The sequence below is a fragment of the Plastoroseomonas hellenica genome (assembly GCF_018129085.1).
In the GTDB taxonomy this organism is placed as follows: domain Bacteria; phylum Pseudomonadota; class Alphaproteobacteria; order Acetobacterales; family Acetobacteraceae; genus Plastoroseomonas; species Plastoroseomonas hellenica.
Window position 1 is genome coordinate 26,744 of sequence record NZ_JAAGBB010000036.1, and the last position, 16,761, is coordinate 43,504.

General features: G+C 70.1%; 18 protein-coding genes. 15 read left to right on the top strand and 3 right to left on the bottom strand.

The features are described 5' to 3' along the window. Window positions 1–6 precede the first annotated feature (6 nt). From GXW71_RS24410 to GXW71_RS24420, 3 genes are all read left to right on the top strand, one after another. On the top strand, window positions 7–669 hold the full coding sequence (locus tag GXW71_RS24410; RefSeq protein ID WP_211855305.1) for an LON peptidase substrate-binding domain-containing protein: 663 nt from the start codon (window positions 7–9) through the stop codon (window positions 667–669). A 16-nt stretch (window positions 670–685) separates the two neighbouring features. After that, on the top strand, window positions 686–874 hold the full coding sequence (locus tag GXW71_RS24415; RefSeq protein WP_211855306.1) for a Trm112 family protein: 189 nt from the start codon (window positions 686–688) through the stop codon (window positions 872–874). 189 nt (window positions 875–1,063) lie between these two features. Further along, window positions 1,064–1,438 (top strand): gamma-butyrobetaine hydroxylase-like domain-containing protein, encoded by a 375-nt coding sequence (locus GXW71_RS24420; protein WP_211855307.1) that lies wholly within the window; start codon window positions 1,064–1,066, stop codon window positions 1,436–1,438. A 4-nt stretch (window positions 1,439–1,442) separates the two neighbouring features. Here the strand turns inward: GXW71_RS24420 and phhA are convergent, their stop codons facing one another. Further along, window positions 1,443–2,324: a phenylalanine 4-monooxygenase gene (gene phhA, locus GXW71_RS24425; protein ID WP_211855308.1), complete on the bottom strand. Its 882-nt coding sequence runs from the start codon at window positions 2,322–2,324 to the stop codon at window positions 1,443–1,445. Window positions 2,325–2,419: 95 nt separating this feature from the next. Here phhA and GXW71_RS24430 point away from each other — a divergent pair, with 95 nt between their 5' ends. Beyond that, on the top strand, window positions 2,420–2,890 hold the full coding sequence (locus GXW71_RS24430) for an Lrp/AsnC family transcriptional regulator (RefSeq protein WP_211855309.1): 471 nt from the start codon (window positions 2,420–2,422) through the stop codon (window positions 2,888–2,890). 72 nt (window positions 2,891–2,962) lie between these two features. Here GXW71_RS24430 and GXW71_RS24435 read toward each other — a convergent pair whose 3' ends face one another. After that, window positions 2,963–4,174, bottom strand: a complete 1,212-nt coding sequence (locus tag GXW71_RS24435; RefSeq protein WP_211855310.1) for a UbiH/UbiF/VisC/COQ6 family ubiquinone biosynthesis hydroxylase — start codon at window positions 4,172–4,174, stop codon at window positions 2,963–2,965. A 207-nt stretch (window positions 4,175–4,381) separates the two neighbouring features. On the opposite strand from GXW71_RS24435, the gene GXW71_RS24440 reads away from it, so the two are divergent. The 4 genes from GXW71_RS24440 to GXW71_RS24455 all read left to right on the top strand — a co-directional run bounded on the left by GXW71_RS24440 (window position 4,382) and on the right by GXW71_RS24455 (window position 9,637). Further along, window positions 4,382–4,720: a P-II family nitrogen regulator gene (locus tag GXW71_RS24440; RefSeq protein ID WP_211855311.1), complete on the top strand. Its 339-nt coding sequence runs from the start codon at window positions 4,382–4,384 to the stop codon at window positions 4,718–4,720. Between the two features lie 41 nt (window positions 4,721–4,761). Beyond that, the gene (locus tag GXW71_RS24445; protein ID WP_211855312.1) at window positions 4,762–6,090 is read left to right on the top strand and encodes an ammonium transporter; all 1,329 of its coding nucleotides are present in this window, start codon (window positions 4,762–4,764) and stop codon (window positions 6,088–6,090) included. 274 nt (window positions 6,091–6,364) lie between these two features. Beyond that, complete coding sequence (locus tag GXW71_RS24450; RefSeq protein WP_211855313.1) at window positions 6,365–6,925, top strand: hypothetical protein; 561 nt, start codon at window positions 6,365–6,367, stop codon at window positions 6,923–6,925. 87 nt (window positions 6,926–7,012) lie between these two features. Continuing rightward, window positions 7,013–9,637, top strand: coding sequence for a DNA translocase FtsK (locus tag GXW71_RS24455; protein WP_211855314.1), 2,625 nt, complete (start codon window positions 7,013–7,015; stop codon window positions 9,635–9,637). A 28-nt stretch (window positions 9,638–9,665) separates the two neighbouring features. Here GXW71_RS24455 and GXW71_RS24460 read toward each other — a convergent pair whose 3' ends face one another. After that, entirely contained in the window at window positions 9,666–10,385 is a 720-nt protein-coding gene (locus tag GXW71_RS24460; RefSeq protein ID WP_211855315.1) for a YopT-type cysteine protease domain-containing protein, read from the bottom strand. Between the two features lie 135 nt (window positions 10,386–10,520). Between GXW71_RS24460 and GXW71_RS24465 the strand changes: the two genes are divergently transcribed. From GXW71_RS24465 to GXW71_RS24495, 7 genes are all read left to right on the top strand, one after another. After that, window positions 10,521–11,489, top strand: coding sequence for a Bug family tripartite tricarboxylate transporter substrate binding protein (locus GXW71_RS24465; protein ID WP_211855316.1), 969 nt, complete (start codon window positions 10,521–10,523; stop codon window positions 11,487–11,489). Between the two features lie 293 nt (window positions 11,490–11,782). Further along, a complete protein-coding gene (locus GXW71_RS24470; RefSeq protein ID WP_211855317.1) occupies window positions 11,783–12,850 on the top strand; it encodes a TauD/TfdA family dioxygenase in 1,068 nt (355 codons plus the stop codon). Window positions 12,851–12,994: 144 nt separating this feature from the next. After that, window positions 12,995–13,627, top strand: coding sequence for a DUF4412 domain-containing protein (locus GXW71_RS24475; RefSeq protein WP_211855318.1), 633 nt, complete (start codon window positions 12,995–12,997; stop codon window positions 13,625–13,627). A 76-nt stretch (window positions 13,628–13,703) separates the two neighbouring features. Next, window positions 13,704–14,393, top strand: a complete 690-nt coding sequence (locus GXW71_RS24480; RefSeq protein ID WP_211855319.1) for a LolA family protein — start codon at window positions 13,704–13,706, stop codon at window positions 14,391–14,393. 339 nt (window positions 14,394–14,732) lie between these two features. Next, complete coding sequence (locus tag GXW71_RS24485) at window positions 14,733–15,536, top strand: gamma-glutamyl-gamma-aminobutyrate hydrolase family protein (RefSeq protein ID WP_211855320.1); 804 nt, start codon at window positions 14,733–14,735, stop codon at window positions 15,534–15,536. Window positions 15,537–15,592: 56 nt separating this feature from the next. Continuing rightward, complete coding sequence (locus GXW71_RS24490) at window positions 15,593–15,850, top strand: hypothetical protein (RefSeq protein WP_211855321.1); 258 nt, start codon at window positions 15,593–15,595, stop codon at window positions 15,848–15,850. Between the two features lie 87 nt (window positions 15,851–15,937). Then, window positions 15,938–16,624 (top strand): fumarylacetoacetate hydrolase family protein, encoded by a 687-nt coding sequence (locus tag GXW71_RS24495; protein WP_211855322.1) that lies wholly within the window; start codon window positions 15,938–15,940, stop codon window positions 16,622–16,624. Window positions 16,625–16,761: the final 137 nt, after the last annotated feature.

A 16,761-nucleotide genomic window follows, 5' to 3' on the forward strand; every position in this document is an offset into this window, starting at 1 on the left:
GAGAGCATGCCCGCCTTCCATCCCCGGCTCGAGGCGCTGCCATCGGAGATCGCGGTCTTCCCGCTCTCCGGCGCGCTGCTGCTGCCGGACGGGAAGCTGCCGCTGAACATCTTCGAGCCGCGCTACGTGGCGATGGTCGAGGACAGCCTGGCGAATGGACGCATGTTCGGCATGGTTCAGCCGGATCCGGCCGCCGGGGGCTGCGGGAACGGGCCTTGCCTCTACGAAGTCGGATGTCTCGGACGCCTGTCCTCCTTCAGCGAGACGGAGGACGGGCGATTCCTGGTCACGCTGTCCGGTCTGATCCGCTTCAAGGTGGCCGAGGAACTGGCGATGCGCCGCGGCTACCGGATGGTGCGGCCGGACTATGCCGGCTTCGAGGCGGATCTGGCACAGGGCGCCAAGCTGCCGCCGGTCGACCGGCCGGCGCTGATGGGAGCGCTGCGGCCCTATTTCCGGGCCCGCGGCATCGAGGCGAACTGGGATGCGGTGGAGCAGACGGCGGACGCCATGTTGGTAACGACGCTCTCCATGGTCTGCCCCTTCGAGGTGCCGGAGAAGCAGGCCCTGCTGGAGGCGCCGGACGCCTGCAGCCGCGCCGCCATGCTGATCGCGCTGATGCGCATGGGGGCAGCCGGCTGCGCATCGACGGAAGGGCGGCCGAGTTGAACGGAAGGTGCGTGCGATGAGCGGCGATGGGACGGTCGCGGTCGATCCGCGGTTGCTGGAGATCCTGGTCTGCCCGGTGACCAAGGGGCCGCTGCGCTATGACCGTGAGGCCGGGGAGCTGATCAGCGACAAGGCGGGCCTCGCCTTCCCGATCCGCGACGGCATCCCGATCATGCTCCCCGACGAGGCCAGAAAGCTTGATTGAGCCTCAGTCGCCGGCGCCGGCATCCGCCGGCTTGGCTGACGCGCTGTCAGGCCGCACCCGGCGCGGCTGATGGTCGCGCGCGGGGCCGCATTCGCGGCCCCGGAGCATCGGCTTCGCCTCGCTCCGCAGGAACCGGTGGCGGCCTGCGGCCGCAAGAGATCCGAGGATGGGAAGGGAGGTTCCCGACGCATGCCCAATGCCACGGAGATCCGTCTCCGGCGTGCCGAAAATATCTTGGACGTCGCCTTCGACGACGGCAGCCGCTTTGCGCTGCCGGCCGAGTATCTGCGCGTCGAGAGTCCTTCGGCCGAGGTGCAGGGGCACGGGCCGGGGCAGAAGGTGATCCTGGCCGGGCGGCGGCATGTCGGCATCATCAGAGTGGAGCCGGTCGGGCACTATGCGGTGCGGATCGCCTTCGACGACCTGCACGATACCGGCATCTACTCCTGGGATTATCTCCACCAGCTCGGCCGCGACCAGGCGCGGATCTGGACGGAGTACGAAGCGGCGCTGGCGGCCCGTGGCCTTTCGCGCGATCCGCCGGTCCGCGGCCGGCACCCTTGATCCACTACTCGGCGGCAGGCTTGCCCGCGAGCGCATGCGCCTGGCAGCCGCGATGGAAGATGCGGTCGCCCTCCACTATGGCGTCGGTCGCAATGTCCGGGGCGGTGTCGAGCGCGCGGTAGAGCGGCGCGAAATCGGTGTCGAGCGTCTCCCGCAGCAGCGCCTCGAAGCTGTCGATGACGAAGTAGGTCTGCTGGTAGTCATCGATGCGGTAGCGGGTTCGCATCACGCGCTGCAGGTCGAAGCCGATGCGGTTCGGCGAAGGATCGTCCAGCGCGAAGAGTGACTCGCCGTGGCTGGAGGCGATGCCGGCGCCATAGATCCTGAGCGCGTCGCCGTCGCGGATGAGGCCGAACTCGACCGTGTACCAGTAGAGGCGCGCCAGCCGGTGCATGGCGCCGAGTTCCAGGGAACGCAGGCCGCCTGCGCCATAGGCTTGCATGTAGTCGGCGAAGACCGGGTTGGCGAGCAGCGGCACATGGCCGAACACGTCGTGGAAAACGTCGGGCTCCTCCAGATAGTCGATCTGGTCCGGCCGCCGGATGAAGCGCCCGGCGACGAAGGTGCGGTTGGCCAGGTGGCGGAAGAAGACGTCGTCAGGCACCAGCCCCGGGACGGCGACGACCTTCCAGCCGGTCAGGCCGGTCAGGCGCTCGGACAATTCGCCAAAATCGGGAATGCCGGGCTTGGACATCCGCAGCACATCGAGCCCGTCCAGGAAGGCCGGCACGACCCGGCCGGGCAGCATGGCGGACTGCCGCTCAAAAAGGCGGTCCCACATCGCGTGTTCGGCCGGGGTGTAATCGCTCCAGGCTTGCGGGATCGTCCAGTCCGCCGCCGCGCCGGGCGGAGGGGTTGCGGGCAGGGTCGCCTTGGCGTCGCTCATGGAAACAGCCTGCGCGCAACCTGGCGGAAATTTGGTTCCAAACTCGCGCCCATATGCGCATTGTTTGGATGCTTGTTTCGAGATTTCCCCTAAAGATGAACCCAGCATTCCAGATGGACGAGGTCGATCGCAAGATCCTCCGGGCGCTGCAGGAAGATGCGGGCCTCAGCCATGCCGCGCTGGCCGAACGCGTCGGCGCCTCGCCCACCTCGTGCTGGCGACGGATCAAGGCGTTGGAGGAAGCGGGCGTGCTGCGCGGCGCGGTGCGGCTGGTCGATCCGCGGAGCGTCGGGCGCGGGGTGAACGTCATGCTCCAGGTCCGCATGAAATCGCACGCGCCGGAGATGCGCCAGGCGTTCGAGACTTTCCTTCGGGCGCGGCCGGAGATCATGGAATGCTACTCCATGTCCGGCGAATGGGATTATCTGCTGCGCATCGTCGTGGCCGACGTCGCGGATTACGAGCGCTTCCTCATGCGCGAGCTGCTGAACCATCCCAACGTGGCGGTATCCGCCTCGCACTTCGCCTTGAGCCAGGTGAAGTACACGACGGCCGTGCCGGTCTGATGCCACGGACCGGTTGCTTGACCGGTCCGTGGCCGCGAATGCGGTGCCCGGTGTTTGAGGCCGCTGGTATGATCAGGTCACGCCCATCGCTTGGCGGATGAAGAAGCGCTTCAGCGGCGGTATGCGCCCGACCGCCGCGATGCCGAGCCGGCGCGCGATGCGGAGCGGCCCGAAATCATTGCCGAACAGCCGCTCCAGCGCATGGGTGGCGCCGAGCATCATCAGCGCGTCCGGCCGCCGCTTCGCTTGGTAGCGCGCGAGCAGCGCGGCGCCGCCGGGATCCTCGCCGCGCGCCAGCGCTTCGGCGATCAGCGCCGCCAGGGCACCGACATCGCGGAAGCCGAGGTTGAGACCCTGGCCGGCGATCGGGTGGATGCCATGCGCCGCATCGCCCACCAACGCCAGGCGCGTGTCGGTGTAGCGATGCGCATGCAGCGCCGAGAGCGGGTAGGACCAGCGGCGGCCGATGGGCGTGACGCGGCCCAGGTGATCGCCGAGGCGCCGGGCGATCTCCCGCCCATAGGCGGCGTCATCCATGGCGAGTGCGCGCTTCGCGATCGCGGTGCGCTCCGACCAGACGATGGCGCTGGCATGCGGATGCTCCGGCGTGCCGGCGATCGGCAGTTGCGCGAAAGGGCCGTTGGGCAGGAACTGCTCGAGCGCGGTGTTGTGGTGCGGCTTCTCATGCGCGATCGCGCCGACCATGCCGAGGCAGCCATAGTCGAGCGTGGAGACGCGGATGCCGGCCTGGTTGCGCAGCGGGCTGTTGCGGCCCTCGGCGGCGACGACCAGCCGGGCGCGCAGATGGGTGCCGTCCGACAGCGCGATGCGGGCGCCATCCGGCGTGCGGGTGACCTCGGCCCGGGCCGGGGCGTGGATGCTGAGGTTGGGGAGGGAGGGCAGGCGCGCGTTCAGCGCGACGCGGAGCGCGCGGGCCTCCACCATCCAGCCGAAGGGCGTGTCCCCCGCCTCCGCGTGGTCGAAATGCAGCGAGAGGGGGGAGGCGGGCTCGCCCGGGCGGCCATCGGCCACGCGGATGTCGAGGATCGGGCAGGGCGGCTCCGGCAGCCGGTCCCAGACGCCGGCGCGGGCGAGGATGCGCTGCGAGGCGGCCGCGATCGCGTAGCACCGCCCGTCGAAGGCCGGCAGCTCCATCGGCGGCAGCGGCGCGGCGTCGACGACCGCGGCGGCCACGCCCTCGGCAGCCAGCAGCGCCGCCAGCGTGGCGCCGACCGGCCCGGCGCCCACGATGCAGACGGCGACCTCATTCTCCTGCTCCGACATGGCGTCCCGGTGAGCTGTTGCTGCGCGAGGATATAGCGCGCCCGGCTGTGCGCGGCAGGGGCGCCGAACTGCTCCATTCTTGGGCAGTCAAATTGCACAAAACTTGTGCTGTTTGTTGTGCCGGAAGCGATTCCACCCGCAAAGGGGCATGGCACGGCTCTTGGATAGTCCAAGCCCCGACGGCCGCAGAGAAGGAACGACGGCGCCATGAAGATGGTCATTGCCATCATCAAACCCTTCAAGCTCGACGAGGTGCGCGAAGCGCTCACCCCGCTCGGCGTGCAGGGCCTGACCGTGACCGAGGTGAAGGGCTTCGGTCGCCAGAAGGGTCAGACCGAGATCTATCGCGGGGCGGAGTACCAGGTGAGCTTCCTCCCCAAGGTGAAGATCGAGGTCGCCGTCGCGGACGAACTGGTGGATGCAGTGGTCGAGGCCATCGCGAACACCGCTCGCACCGGCAAGATCGGCGACGGCAAGATCTTCGTGATGGACGTGGAGCGCGCGCTCCGCATCCGCACCGGTGAAACCGACGGCTCCGCGCTCTGACGCAGCCGGAATGACGAACGAGAGATGGGGGAACTGAAAGCATGAAGATGCTTGCGCGCGGCGCGCTGGCCACGGCGTTGCTGGCTTCCGGGCCGGCCTTCGCCCAGGCGGAGGCGCCTAAGATCGACACCGGCGACACGGCATGGATGCTGGCGTCCACCGCCCTGGTGCTGATGATGACCGTTCCGGGCCTCGCGCTCTTCTATGCCGGCATGGTCCGCAAGAAGAACGTGCTGGCGACGATGATGCAGTCCTTCGCCATTGCCGCCCTCGTCTCGGTGGTCTGGTGCGTGATCGGCTACTCCATCGCCTTCGGTGAGGGCGGGGCCTATTTCGGCGACCTCTCGAGGTTCCTGCTGAGCGGCATCGCGGAGAACTGGGACAAGCCGTTCACGCTCGGCAGCGGCGATGCCGCCGTCGCGACGACGATCCCCGAGACCGTCTTCGTGATGTTCCAGATGACCTTCGCCATCATCACCCCGGCGCTGATCACCGGCGCCGTCGCCGACCGTATGAAGTTCTCGGCCCTGCTGGTCTTCACGACCCTCTGGTCGGTGCTGATCTATGCGCCGATCGCGCATTGGGTCTGGCACCCGAACGGCTGGATCTTCGCCCTCGGCGCGCTCGACTTCGCCGGCGGCACGGTGGTGCACATCAATGCGGGTGTCGCCGGCTTGGTGGCCGCGATGGTCCTCGGCAAGCGTGTGGGCTACGGCAGCGAGAATCTCTCGCCCTTCAACCTCGGCCTCGCGGTCATCGGCGCGGCGCTGCTCTGGGTGGGCTGGTTCGGCTTCAACGCGGGCTCGGCGGTCGGTGCGAATGGCCGCGCCGGCATGGCGATGCTCGTGACGCAGCTCGCAGCGGCCGCGGCGGCCCTCGCCTGGGTGTTCGGCGAATGGGCGACCAAGGGCAAGCCCTCGGTGCTGGGGGCGATCTCCGGCGCGGTGGCGGGCCTCGTCGCCATCACCCCGGCGGCAGGCTTCGTGCTGCCCGGACCGGCGCTGATCATCGGTATCGTCGCGGGCCTCGCCGGCTTCTGGGGCGCGACCGGCCTCAAGCATGCGCTCGGCTATGACGACAGCCTGGACGCCTTCGGCGTGCACGGCATCTGCGGCATCGTCGGCGCGCTGCTGACCGGCGTCTTCGCCTATGGCCCGCTCTCCGCGACGACGGCGTCGCCGGCCGGCACCTCGGGCGGCATGGATACGCTGCTCATCCAGGTCTATGCGGTGGGGGCGACGCTGGTCTTCTGCGCCGTCGGCACCTTCATCCTGCTCAAGATCGTGGATGCCATCGTCGGCCTCCGCGTCGCCGAGGAGGAGGAGCGCGAGGGCCTCGACGTCTCGCTGCACGGCGAGCGCATCGCCTGATAGCGTTCTATCGCGGCCTTGATCGCTGCGGCGATCAAGGCCCCCTCAGGCGCCGGGCGGCCGGCATCCGCCGGCCTTGGCGTCGTGCGAGGAGCACGCTCTTCGCGTGGCGCCGGACTACCGGCGGCGCCCATTCGGGCGCTCGGCACGAGCGAAGTGCTCGTGCCGCTGAGTATGATATCTGTGCGGCGGGCGCGGGGGGAGACCTCCGCGCCCGTTGCGTTTTGCGGTGCGCTGGCGGAGGAATGCGCGCGGTCGGTGGGGGCTGGGCGGCATGGCGATGCGCGTGATGGCGGTGTGTTGGGGTGTCGCACTCTGCGGCGCCGCCTTGGCGCAAGGTGCGCCGACACCGGTCTGGGAACGGCGGCAGGGTGACTGGACCGTGGCGCTCACCGGCGGCGATCGGCGCTGCCTGATCGCGGGCGTGACCGAGGCGCCGGTGCATCAGGTGCGGATCCTGGCCCGCCCAGCCGCGGCGGCGCCTCCACCGGCACGCCCGGGCGCACGTCCTTCGGCGGCACCCGCGGCGCGGCCGGCGGAGCGCCCGACGCTCGAACTGGCCGAACATATCGGCGGCGCCAATGTCAGCCTGCAGCCCGGACAGCCCGTCGCCCTGCTGGCGGGTGGCCAGGCCTATGGGCTGGAAGTGACCACCGCCTTCCCGGGTGGCGTGCAGGCGGTGTTCACCACGCCCTTCAACATCGACTGGACCCGTTCGCGGGAGATCTACCTGGATACCGGGCGGGCATCGCCGCTGCGGCTGGCGACGACGGGCCTCGCACAGGCCGGGGCGGTGATGGCGGAGTGCCTGGCCGGGCGGGCACCGGCGCGGTAGCCGCCGGACATCACGCCATATTCTCCTGCCTTTCCAGGGCCGTCCGCTGTAGATTTCGCGCGCCATATCAGCGACCCTGGCCGAACCATGCCCCGTGCTGCCTCCAATGCCGATCCCCGTCCCGCCGCCAATGGGCGGCTCGACCCGCGCCGCTTCGCCTCGCCGGCGGTGCGCGCCGTGCTGCGGCGCCGGATGGGGGAGCTTGTCGGGGTGCTCTTTGCGCTGATGGCGCTGGCGCTGGCGGTCGCGTTGCTGACCTATGATCCGGCGGACCCCTCGCTCAACACGGCGACCTTCCACGCCACGCGCAACCTGGTCGGGCCGGCGGGCGCGATCACCGCCGACCTGATGCTCCAGGGCTTCGGCCTGGCCGCCGGCCTGCCGGTGCTCTGCCTGCTCGCCTGGGCCTGGCGGCTGGCGACGCAGCGCGGGCTCGGCACCTTCCCGCTGCGGTTGATCGGCTTCCTGGCCGGGCTGCCGCTGGTGGCCGCCGCGGTCGCGCTGCTGCCCCTGCCGGGCCATTTTCTGGTGCAGGCCGGCCCGGGCGGCGCGATCGGCTCGCCCGTCGCCGCAGCGGTCGTGAACGGGCTCACGGCCGCGCTCGGCCCCTTCGGCACCCTGATCGGGAACGGGCTGATCGCGATCCTGGCGCTGCTCGCGGTCTTCCTGGCCTGCGGCCTCAGCGGCGGCGAATGGCGGGGCGCCGGGCGGGCTGCGCTGGGCGGTGCCCGCGTGGCGGCCGGGGCCGGGGTGATGGCCGCCGGCGCGGCCGGGCGGCTCGCGCGCGCCTCCGCACGCGGGATCGGTGATCTACGCGGCCCTGGCCATGAGGATGACCGGCCCGAGCCGGAAGCGGCATCCTACCGCGCCGCGCCGCCGCCCGAGGCACCGGCCGTCCAGCCGCGCCGGTCCGGCTTCTTCCGCCGCGGCCTCGATGCGCTGCTGAGCCGCCGCGCACGTCCCGCCCAGGTGCCGCTGCACGAAATGCTGCGCAATGCCGATGCCGCCGCGCGCGTGATCCCGCCCGATGCGCAGGAGCCGCCCCTCTCCGCGCATCGCGGCCGGCCGCCCAGCATGCCGGATGAGGAAGAGGATGAGGCGCCGCCGCCGCGGCTGCCGCCCGCGTCCCGCCCCAAGGTCGCACCGCCGGTCGAGGCGCGGCGCAGCAAGGCAGTGCAGCCGGCGCTCGATCTCGGCGAAGAGGGCTTCCGCCTGCCGCCGGTCGATCTGCTGGTCGCCGCACCTGCGCGCCGCTCCGGCGGGCCTTCGGAGGAATCGCTGCAGGCCAATGCGCGGCTGCTCGAGAGCGTGCTGGATGATTACGGCGTCCGCGGCCGCATCGCCGAGATCCGGCCCGGGCCGGTGGTGACGCTCTATGAGCTGGAGCCGGCGCCGGGCACCAAGTCGGCGCGCGTGATCGGCCTGGCGGACGACATTGCGCGGTCGATGTCGGTGGTCGCAGTGCGCATCGCGACCGTGCCGGGGCGCAACGTCATCGGCATCGAGATGCCGAACGCCAAGCGCGAGACGGTCTTCTTCTCCGAGATGATGCTGGCCGAGGACTGGGCCCGCACCCCAGGCAAGCTGAACCTCGCTCTCGGCAAGGATATCGGCGGTGCGCCCGTGGTGGCCGACCTCGCGCGGATGCCGCATCTGCTGATTGCCGGCACCACCGGCTCAGGCAAGTCGGTCGCGGTCAACACCATGATCCTGTCGCTGCTCTTCCGGATGACCCCGGACGAGTGCCGCTTCATCATGATCGACCCGAAGATGCTGGAGCTCAGCGTCTACGACCGCATCCCGCATCTGCTGGCCCCGGTCGTCACCGAGCCTGCCAAGGCGATCGGCGCGCTGAAGTGGACCGTGCGGGAGATGGAGCGCCGCTACCGGCTGATGAGCCAGCTCGGGGTGCGCAACATCGGCGGCTACAACGACAAGGTCGGCGCCGCGCGCATCAAGGGCGAGACGCTGACGCGGCGCGTGCAGGTGGGCTTCGACCCGGAGACCGGCAAGCCGGTCTTCGAGGACCAGCCGCTGGCGCTGGAACCGCTGCCGATGATCGTCGTCATCATCGACGAAGTGGCGGACCTGATGATGGTCGCCGGCAAGGATATCGAAGCCGCGGTGCAGCGCCTGGCGCAGATGGCGCGCGCTGCCGGGATCCATGTGGTGATGGCGACGCAGCGGCCCTCGGTCGACGTCATCACCGGCACCATCAAGGCGAATTTCCCGACCCGCATCAGCTTCCAGGTCACCTCCAAGATCGACAGCCGCACCATCCTCGGCGAACAGGGGGCGGAGCAGCTTCTGGGCCAGGGCGACATGCTGCACATGGCGGGCGGCGGCCGGGTGACGCGCGTGCACGGCCCCTTCGTCTCGGATGCCGAGGTCGAGCGCGTGGTCGAGTTCCTGCGCGAGCAGGGCGAGCCCGCCTATGTCGAGGAAGTCACCGAGGTCGCCGAGGATGAGGACGGCGCCGCGGCCGGCCTGCTCGGCGGCAACACCGATGCCGAGGCCTCGCTCTTCGACCAGGCGGTGGCGCTGGTCTCCCGCGAAGGCAAGGCGAGCACCAGCTTCATCCAGCGGCACCTGTCGATCGGCTACAACCGCGCCGCCAAGCTGATCGAGCAGATGGAGAAGGAAGGCATCGTCGGCCCGGCCAACCATGTCGGCAAGCGCGAGGTGCTGACCCGCAGGAGCGGTGACGAATAGGGCCGCGGCCTGACCGCGCCGGCGCCTATTAAAAGGCCTTGCGCGTCATGCGCAGCGCATAGCCGCGGACGAAGTCGAGGTTGTCGGCCTGCCTGTAGCAGGACAGCAGCCGCGCGAAGCTCCAGCGGAACTCGGTCGAGTTCTTGTAGTGCAGGTGCCCGATATTGGGGTCGAAGAAATCCACCCCCGAAGTGAAGGCGCTGCTGAGCACGTGGATGGCGACCGCATGCGAGCCGCCCGACGGTATCGCGATGGAGAGGTAGTAGAGGCCGTATCCGCGCACCGCGACTTCATGGGCGAAGTCTTCGCCGCGCTGGTCGGACCAGGTCATCGCCTCCATGCCCGGATCGAGGATCAGGTTGAATGCCGGGGCCGTCGCGTTGAGCGCGCCCCGGATCTGCATCAGGTTGTTGGACTGGACGCCCAGCTTATCGCCCATGATGCCGCGCCCGATGGTGGCGAAGACGTTGGACTCGCCCATCGCCTTCTCGTTGCCGGCCACGTATTTGCCGTAGGTGTCGGAGGCCTTCACGGCCAGCGCCACGCCGTCCGCGCTGGCTTGATCCTTGGGCCAGGGCTGGTTGGTCAGGCGCAGCGAGAGCCAATGCAGGGTCAGCCCGGCGCAGTAGCCGTTCTTGTTGAGCGCCACCGTCTTGAAGGGCACCGTCTCGGCCTGCGCGAATTCGGCGACGACCTGGCCGTTGCGGCGGGCATCGGGCAGGAACAGGTTCTGCAGCGGGGTTGTCATTGATCGGCCTCCTCGCCTGATCCCATAGTCCGTCCGGTGGAAAACCGATACGATAAAAGAACGCTCGCGGCGACTTGACCCTTCGCAGGTGCGGTACTGTGATGATGACCTCCGCGTGACGAAAGGCTCCTCCGCATGACGACCCCCGCCATCACGCGCCGCGCGCTCGGCGCCCTTGGCCTCGGTCTCGCAGCGCCCGCCGTCGCGCAGCAGCCGGCACGGAGCATCCGCTTCGTGGTGCCCTGGCCGCCCGGCGGGCTGAACGACGTGATCGCGCGCACCTTCAACGACCGGGTGTCGCGCCTGCTCGGCCAGACCATCGTGAACGACTTCAAGGCCGGCGCCGGCGGGCGGATCGGGGTCGCGGAGGTGGCACGTGCGGCGCCGGACGGGCTGACCATCGGCATGGGCAATCTCGGCCCGCTGACGATCTTCCCGAACCTCTACCGCGACATGCCCTTCGACGTGGCCCGCGACCTGGCGCCGATCACCATGTTCGCGGCCTCCCCCCTGGTGCTGGTGGTCGCGAAGGATGCCCCGGCGCAGACCATCGGCGAGCTCGTCGCGCTGGCCCGCGCGCAGCCGGGGCGGCTGAACTATGCCTCGGTCGGCGTCGGCACCGCGCAGCATCTGATCTTCGAGATGCTGCGCGGGCAGGATGGGGTGCAGATGGAGCATGTGCCCTACCGCGGCAATGCCGACAGCCTGATCGCGCTGCTGCAGAACGACGTGCAGGCGATGTTCGACACGCTTCCCACCATGCTGCCGCCGCTCCGCGACGGCCGCGTGCGGGCACTAGCGGTGACGACGCCGACCCGGGTGCCGCAGCTCCCGGACGTGCCGACATTGAAGGAGAGCGGCCTCGATATCGATGTCGCCACCTGGTACGCGGTCATCGCCCCGGCCCGCACGCCGGAGCCGGTGCTGACGACGCTCTACGACACCTATACCCGGGTGTCGCTGATGCCGGAGGTGCAGGCTTTCCTGGCCGAGCAGGGCCTGATCTACCTGCCGAACACCCGCGCCGAATTCGCTGCCCGCATCGCGGCCGAGACCGCCCGTTGGGGCCAGATCATTCGTGACCGAGGGATCAGCGTAACCTGACGGACACGCGCAGCGCGTCCGTCAGTTTTGCCTGCCTCAGTCGCCGGCGCCGGAGTTTTCATCGCCCTCAAGCGCCGGCGGCCGCATCCGCGGCCTTGGCTTTCGCGCTGTCAGGTGTGTGCCGGGCGCCGCTGATGGTCGCGCGCGGGCCGCATTCGCGGCCTCGGGGCATCGGCTTCGCCTCGCCGCCGCAGGGACCGATGGCGGCCTGCGGCCGCGGAGAGGTTTGATGTCGCGGCTCGCGCCGAGCGTTCGGCGCGCTATGCTGCGCTCCTCTTGCCGAGGAAACGCACATGGAACCGGACATGACCCCGATCGGCGGCCGCGCTGCCTGGCGCGGTGAGGAATTGGCGCGGAGCCCCTATTGGGGCCGCCGCTTCACCGGCGACGAGATCGCGGCCCTCGATGCCGCGCTGGACGCGGCCCGGGCGCGTGGCATCGCGCCGCCGCGCATCGCTGCCGCGGATTTCGCCATCCCGACGCTGCGGCCGCTGCTCGACGGCATCGCGGATGAGCTGGAGCAGGGCGCCGGCGTGGTGCGGCTCTCCGGCCTGCCGGTCGATCGCTGGGACGCGGCGGCGCTGCGCACGGTGTTCTGGGGCATCGCCGCCAATCTCGGCACGCCGCTGTTCCAGAACACCACCGGCGAGGTGCTGGCCGAGGTGAAGGATGAGACCGGCACCGGCGCCGCGATCACCGGCGCCACGGCGGATGGCGCGGTGCCTTCGGCACGGGCGCGGTCGCGCTCCACCGGGCCGCTGCGCTTCCATACCGACAAATGCGACGTGCTGGCGCTGCTCTGCGCCTCGAACGGCATCGCGGGCGGAGTGTCGCGGGTGGTCTCCACGGTCGCGATCCACGACGAGATCGCGCGCCGCGACCCTGCGCTGCTGCGCGTGCTCTACGAGGATTTCTGGCGCATGCGCCCGGCCGACGAGGAAGGCGACCAGCACGCCGACCGGGTCTTCCGCATGCCGGTCTTCGCACGCGGGCCGGGCGGGGAATTCACCAGCCAGTACAGCCGCACCTATGTCGAGATGGCGCATGCCGAGCCGGGCGTGCCGCCGCTCACGCCGCAGCAGCTCGCGGCGATGGACCTGCTGGCGGCGGTAGCCGATGAGGTCTGCCTGGAAGCGCCCTTCACGCCGGGCGACCTGCAGCTCCTGAACCAGCATGTCAGCTACCATGGCCGCACCGCCTATCAGGATGGCGCCGAAGGCCGGCGGGTGCTGCTGCGCATCTGGCTGGCGACGCCCTTCAGCCGCGCGCTGCCGGAGGGCCATGCGGTGCAATGGGGCGATTCCCGTCCCGGTGCGCTGCGCGGCGGCGCCATCCTGGGGCGAAGCGCCATCGCGGCGTGATGATTGGCCAAGCCCGGCGCGCGCGCTTGACCGCCGGCCGCTGGGCTGGTGAAGCTCCGCGCCCGCTGGAGCACGATTCGTCCGCTGACGCTCACGGATAGGCTCCAGCGACCTTGATCATCACGCTCGACCGGAGATGACGCCATGCGCCACGCCCTCGCCGCGCTTCTGCTCGGGCTGCCTGTGGCTGCCCTCGCGCAGCCATCCCAGCCACCGCTCTTCCCGACGCGCGACGTGGCGGTGACCTACCGGACGTCCGGCGGCCCGCAGGGCGCGCCGCAGGACGTGCAGATGTCCTGGCTGGTGTCGCAGCGCCTGATGCGCGTCGATCTGCCGGCCGGCGCCCAGGCTGGGCCGATGTCGGGGGGCTGGATGCTGCTCGACCAGCGCAACAACCGCGCGCAGGTGGTGATGGAGCAGCAGCGCATGGTGATGAATGTCGACGGCCATGCCGTGCCGGGCGGGCAGGGCTTCAACCCCTCGCCCAATGCCCGCTTCGCGCGGGAAGGCAGTGAGCGCATCGCCGGCACCGCCTGCACCGTCTGGCGGGTCGAGGATGGGTCGAACCGGGCGCGGGCCTGCCTTACCGATGATGGCGTGCTGCTGCGGGCCCAGAACGACGCGCAGCCGGGGCAGGTCCTGGAAGCGACGCGCGTCGCCTATGGGGCGCAGGACCCGGCGCGGTTCCAGGTGCCGGCGGGCTTCCAGCCGCTCGACATGCAGCGGATGATGCAGGGCATCCAGCGGGGCGCGCCGCCGACCCCGCCGGCCCGCTGAGCGCCTCCGTCCCGCATCCCTTGCGCCGGACGATCCGCCCTTTTCGTCCGGGCCGCGCGCTGCCACATCTCGGCCCATGCACCGTCGCGCCCTGATCGCCCTCGCCGCCGCCCTGCCGGCGTTGCCCGCCACCGCGCAGTCCCAGCGCGGGCGCGCCCCGCGGCAGGAGGCGCCGCCGCCACTCGGCGGTGCGGAGGTCGCGGAGCCCGAGCGCGCCCAGGCGCTGGCGCGGGTCGAGGCCTATCTGAACGGGCTGCGCACCCTGAAGGCGCGCTTCCTGCAGACCGCGCAGAACGGTCAGACCGCCCAGGGCACGGCCTGGATCGCGCGGCCCGGGCGCATGCGCTTCGACTACGACCCGCCGGTGCCGCTGCTCCTGGTCGCCTCCTATGGCCAGTTCATCCTCTATGACCGCGACCTGCGCAGCCCGAGCACGGTGCCGACCAGCGCGACGCCGCTCGGCGTGCTGCTGCAGGAGAATTTCCGCTTCGCCAACGCGATCACGGTGACCTCCGTGATCCGCGATGGCGGCTTCCTGCGGGTGACGCTGTTCCGCAACTCCCAGCCCGGCGAGGGGCGGCTGACCCTGATCCTGCAGGAGAATCCGATGGAACTGCGCCAATGGGTGGTGCTGGACGCGCAGGGGCGGCAGACCCGGGTGACCTTGTCCGCCATCGAGGTCGGCGGCCGTTTCGACGACCGGATCTTCGCCTTCAACAACCCGACCTTCTTCGAGCCTGGCGGCTTCGGCCAGCCGCAGAGATAGAGGCCTCAAGCGCCGGCGGTGAAGTTTTTCATTGTCCTCAGACGCCGGCGCGCGCGTCCGCGCGCTTGGCTTCCGCGCTGTCAGGGCTGCATCGGCGGCCACGGTCGGTCGCGCGCGGGCCGCATCGCGGCCTCGGGGCATCGCTGCGCTCGCCCCGCAGAAGCCAGTGGCGGCCTGTGGCCGCGTGGTACGCGCCCGCCGAAGCCTTGGTGAAGGCAGGGCCAGGGGCCACTTCGCTCGCCCTACAGACCGTTGGTGCCCAGGACGCAGGGCTGGCTGGGCGAAAAAGCAGCGCTTGAGCCTTGATCCTGCCGCACGGGCGCGCGAGCATCGGTACTCATGCGGCCCCTTATCGGCATCTCCTGCTGCGTCAAGGCTTTCGGCGTCTTCGCGACCCCGAATCACGCCGCCTCCGGCACCTATGTGCGGGCGGTCATGGGGCCGATCGGCGGGCTGCCCGTCCTGCTGCCGGCCGCCGGCGCGGATATCGTCGCCGAGCTGGTGCCCCGGCTGGACGGGCTGATCCTGACCGGCAGCCGCAGCAACGTCTGGCCCGGTCATTACGAGGGTCCCGATCACGCACCGGGCACGCCCGAGGATCAGGAGCGCGACGCGACCACGCTGCCGCTGATCCGCGCCACGGTCGCCGCCGGCGTTCCTCTGCTCGCGATCTGCCGCGGCATGCAGGAACTGAACGTCGCCCTCGGCGGCAGCCTGGACCAGCGTATCCAGGACCTGCCGGGGCGCATGGACCATTCGACGCCATCGGACCAGCCGATCTCCGCCGTGCGCACCGGCAAGGCGCATGCGGTGCGGCTGGCGGAAGGCGGCAGGCTCGCGGCCATGCTCGGTGTCGGTGGCGAGATTCCGGTGAACTCCCTGCACAACCAGGGCGTGCGGCGCCTGGCCCCGCGGTTGCGGGTGGAGGCGCTGGCGCCGGATGGCACCATCGAGGCGGTCTCCGCGCCGGATGCCCCCGGCTTCCTGCTCGGCGTGCAGTGGCATCCCGAATATGACTGGGAACAGGATCTGCGCAGCCGGCGCATTTTCGAAGTGTTCGGCGAGGCGTGCGACGGTTGGGCGGCGCAGCGCCGGGCGAAGGCGCCGAAGTTGAAATCGGATTTGCAGGTCGCCGCCGAATAGGAATGCCGAAGGGATGGTGGCGCCAGCCAGGCCGCCATCACGCCCGCGTGCAGTGAATGGCACGCCTGCGTTTGCGCATGGAAGTCACGCAATCGCTTTTTGATTCGGCGGTCTTCAACCGCTATTATCTGCGTACCGGCAATCTCAACGCCGGAGGTCGAGTCCCGGTGTCCCCTGCCGGCTCGCCCGACCATTCCGATCGGAAATACGGTACGGCGCCCGGTCACCCCCCTGACCGGGCGTCTTTTTTGCCGATCCCGGCCCGCCAGGCGGGCGGTTCCGCCTTTCCGCGATCCACGCTGCTGTTGATTTGACGAGCAGATTCACGCCTGTGGGCGATTCCGCCCTTCGGCGATCTGCTCTATCGTCCGCGCCTCTCAGCTCCGGAGCGTCCCCGGCCCATGCCGAACTACGTCCTTTCGCCGCCCCCCGTCGCCGCCCTGCCGATCAAGGGCAGCGATGCGCTGTTCCCGGTCAGGCGCATTTTCTGCGTCGGCCGCAATTACGCCGAGCATGCGATCGAAATGGGCAGCGACCCGACGCGCGAGCCGCCCTTCTACTTCGCGAAGCCGGCCGATGCGCTGGTCACCGGCGGCGCCGACATGCCCTACCCGCCGGCCTCGAAGCAGCTCCACCACGAGATGGAGCTGGTGGTCGCGATCGGCGTGGGCGGCAGCAACATCGCCGTCGGCGATGCGCTGAAGCATGTCTGGGGCTATTGCGCCGGCCTCGACATGACGCGGCGCGACCTGCAGAACGAGGCGAAGAAGACCGGCCGCCCCTGGGACATGGGCAAGGGCTTCGACCATTCCGCGCCGATGGGCGCGCTGGTGCCGGCCGCCGGCATCGACGTCTCCAAGGGCGTGATCGAGCTCAAGGTGAACGGCAAGGTCCGCCAGACCTCGGACCTGTCGAAGCTGATCTGGTCGGTGCCGGAGGTGATCGCGAACCTCTCCGGCCTGGTCGAGCTCGCCCCGGGCGACCTCATCATGACCGGGACGCCCGAGAATGTGGCGGCCGTCGAACGCGGCGACCTGCTGGAAGGCGTGGTCGAAGGCGTCGGCACCGTCACGGTGAAGATCGTCTGACGGGGACAGCGAGCCGCGCTGGCGCATTTTCCGCTCGACACGGCTCACTCCGAATGCGCCAGCCCTTTGTTTTTACCGAGCATCTTCACCTGTTCAGATGATTCCATCTGAACAGGATCTGCTCTAACGGCCCCTCG

What these genes read in the sequence shown, in the direction of transcription:
- GXW71_RS24435 (WP_211855310.1), bottom strand. Translation starts at nt 4,174, where the DNA reads ATGTCGGAGCAGGAGAATGAGGTCGCCGTCTGCATCGTGGGCGCCGGG.
- GXW71_RS24450 (WP_211855313.1), top strand. Translation starts at nt 6,365, where the DNA reads ATGGCGATGCGCGTGATGGCGGTGTGTTGGGGTGTCGCACTCTGCGGC.
- phhA (WP_211855308.1), bottom strand. Translation starts at nt 2,324, where the DNA reads ATGAGCGACGCCAAGGCGACCCTGCCCGCAACCCCTCCGCCCGGCGCG.
- GXW71_RS24490 (WP_211855321.1), top strand. Translation starts at nt 15,593, where the DNA reads ATGGCACGCCTGCGTTTGCGCATGGAAGTCACGCAATCGCTTTTTGAT.
- GXW71_RS24430 (WP_211855309.1), top strand. Translation starts at nt 2,420, where the DNA reads ATGAACCCAGCATTCCAGATGGACGAGGTCGATCGCAAGATCCTCCGG.
- GXW71_RS24470 (WP_211855317.1), top strand. Translation starts at nt 11,783, where the DNA reads ATGGAACCGGACATGACCCCGATCGGCGGCCGCGCTGCCTGGCGCGGT.
- GXW71_RS24455 (WP_211855314.1), top strand. Translation starts at nt 7,013, where the DNA reads ATGCCCCGTGCTGCCTCCAATGCCGATCCCCGTCCCGCCGCCAATGGG.
- GXW71_RS24420 (WP_211855307.1), top strand. Translation starts at nt 1,064, where the DNA reads ATGCCCAATGCCACGGAGATCCGTCTCCGGCGTGCCGAAAATATCTTG.
- GXW71_RS24440 (WP_211855311.1), top strand. Translation starts at nt 4,382, where the DNA reads ATGAAGATGGTCATTGCCATCATCAAACCCTTCAAGCTCGACGAGGTG.
- GXW71_RS24460 (WP_211855315.1), bottom strand. Translation starts at nt 10,385, where the DNA reads ATGACAACCCCGCTGCAGAACCTGTTCCTGCCCGATGCCCGCCGCAAC.
- GXW71_RS24465 (WP_211855316.1), top strand. Translation starts at nt 10,521, where the DNA reads ATGACGACCCCCGCCATCACGCGCCGCGCGCTCGGCGCCCTTGGCCTC.
- GXW71_RS24480 (WP_211855319.1), top strand. Translation starts at nt 13,704, where the DNA reads ATGCACCGTCGCGCCCTGATCGCCCTCGCCGCCGCCCTGCCGGCGTTG.
- GXW71_RS24475 (WP_211855318.1), top strand. Translation starts at nt 12,995, where the DNA reads ATGCGCCACGCCCTCGCCGCGCTTCTGCTCGGGCTGCCTGTGGCTGCC.
- GXW71_RS24495 (WP_211855322.1), top strand. Translation starts at nt 15,938, where the DNA reads ATGCCGAACTACGTCCTTTCGCCGCCCCCCGTCGCCGCCCTGCCGATC.
- GXW71_RS24485 (WP_211855320.1), top strand. Translation starts at nt 14,733, where the DNA reads ATGCGGCCCCTTATCGGCATCTCCTGCTGCGTCAAGGCTTTCGGCGTC.
- GXW71_RS24445 (WP_211855312.1), top strand. Translation starts at nt 4,762, where the DNA reads ATGAAGATGCTTGCGCGCGGCGCGCTGGCCACGGCGTTGCTGGCTTCC.
- GXW71_RS24410 (WP_211855305.1), top strand. Translation starts at nt 7, where the DNA reads ATGCCCGCCTTCCATCCCCGGCTCGAGGCGCTGCCATCGGAGATCGCG.
- GXW71_RS24415 (WP_211855306.1), top strand. Translation starts at nt 686, where the DNA reads ATGAGCGGCGATGGGACGGTCGCGGTCGATCCGCGGTTGCTGGAGATC.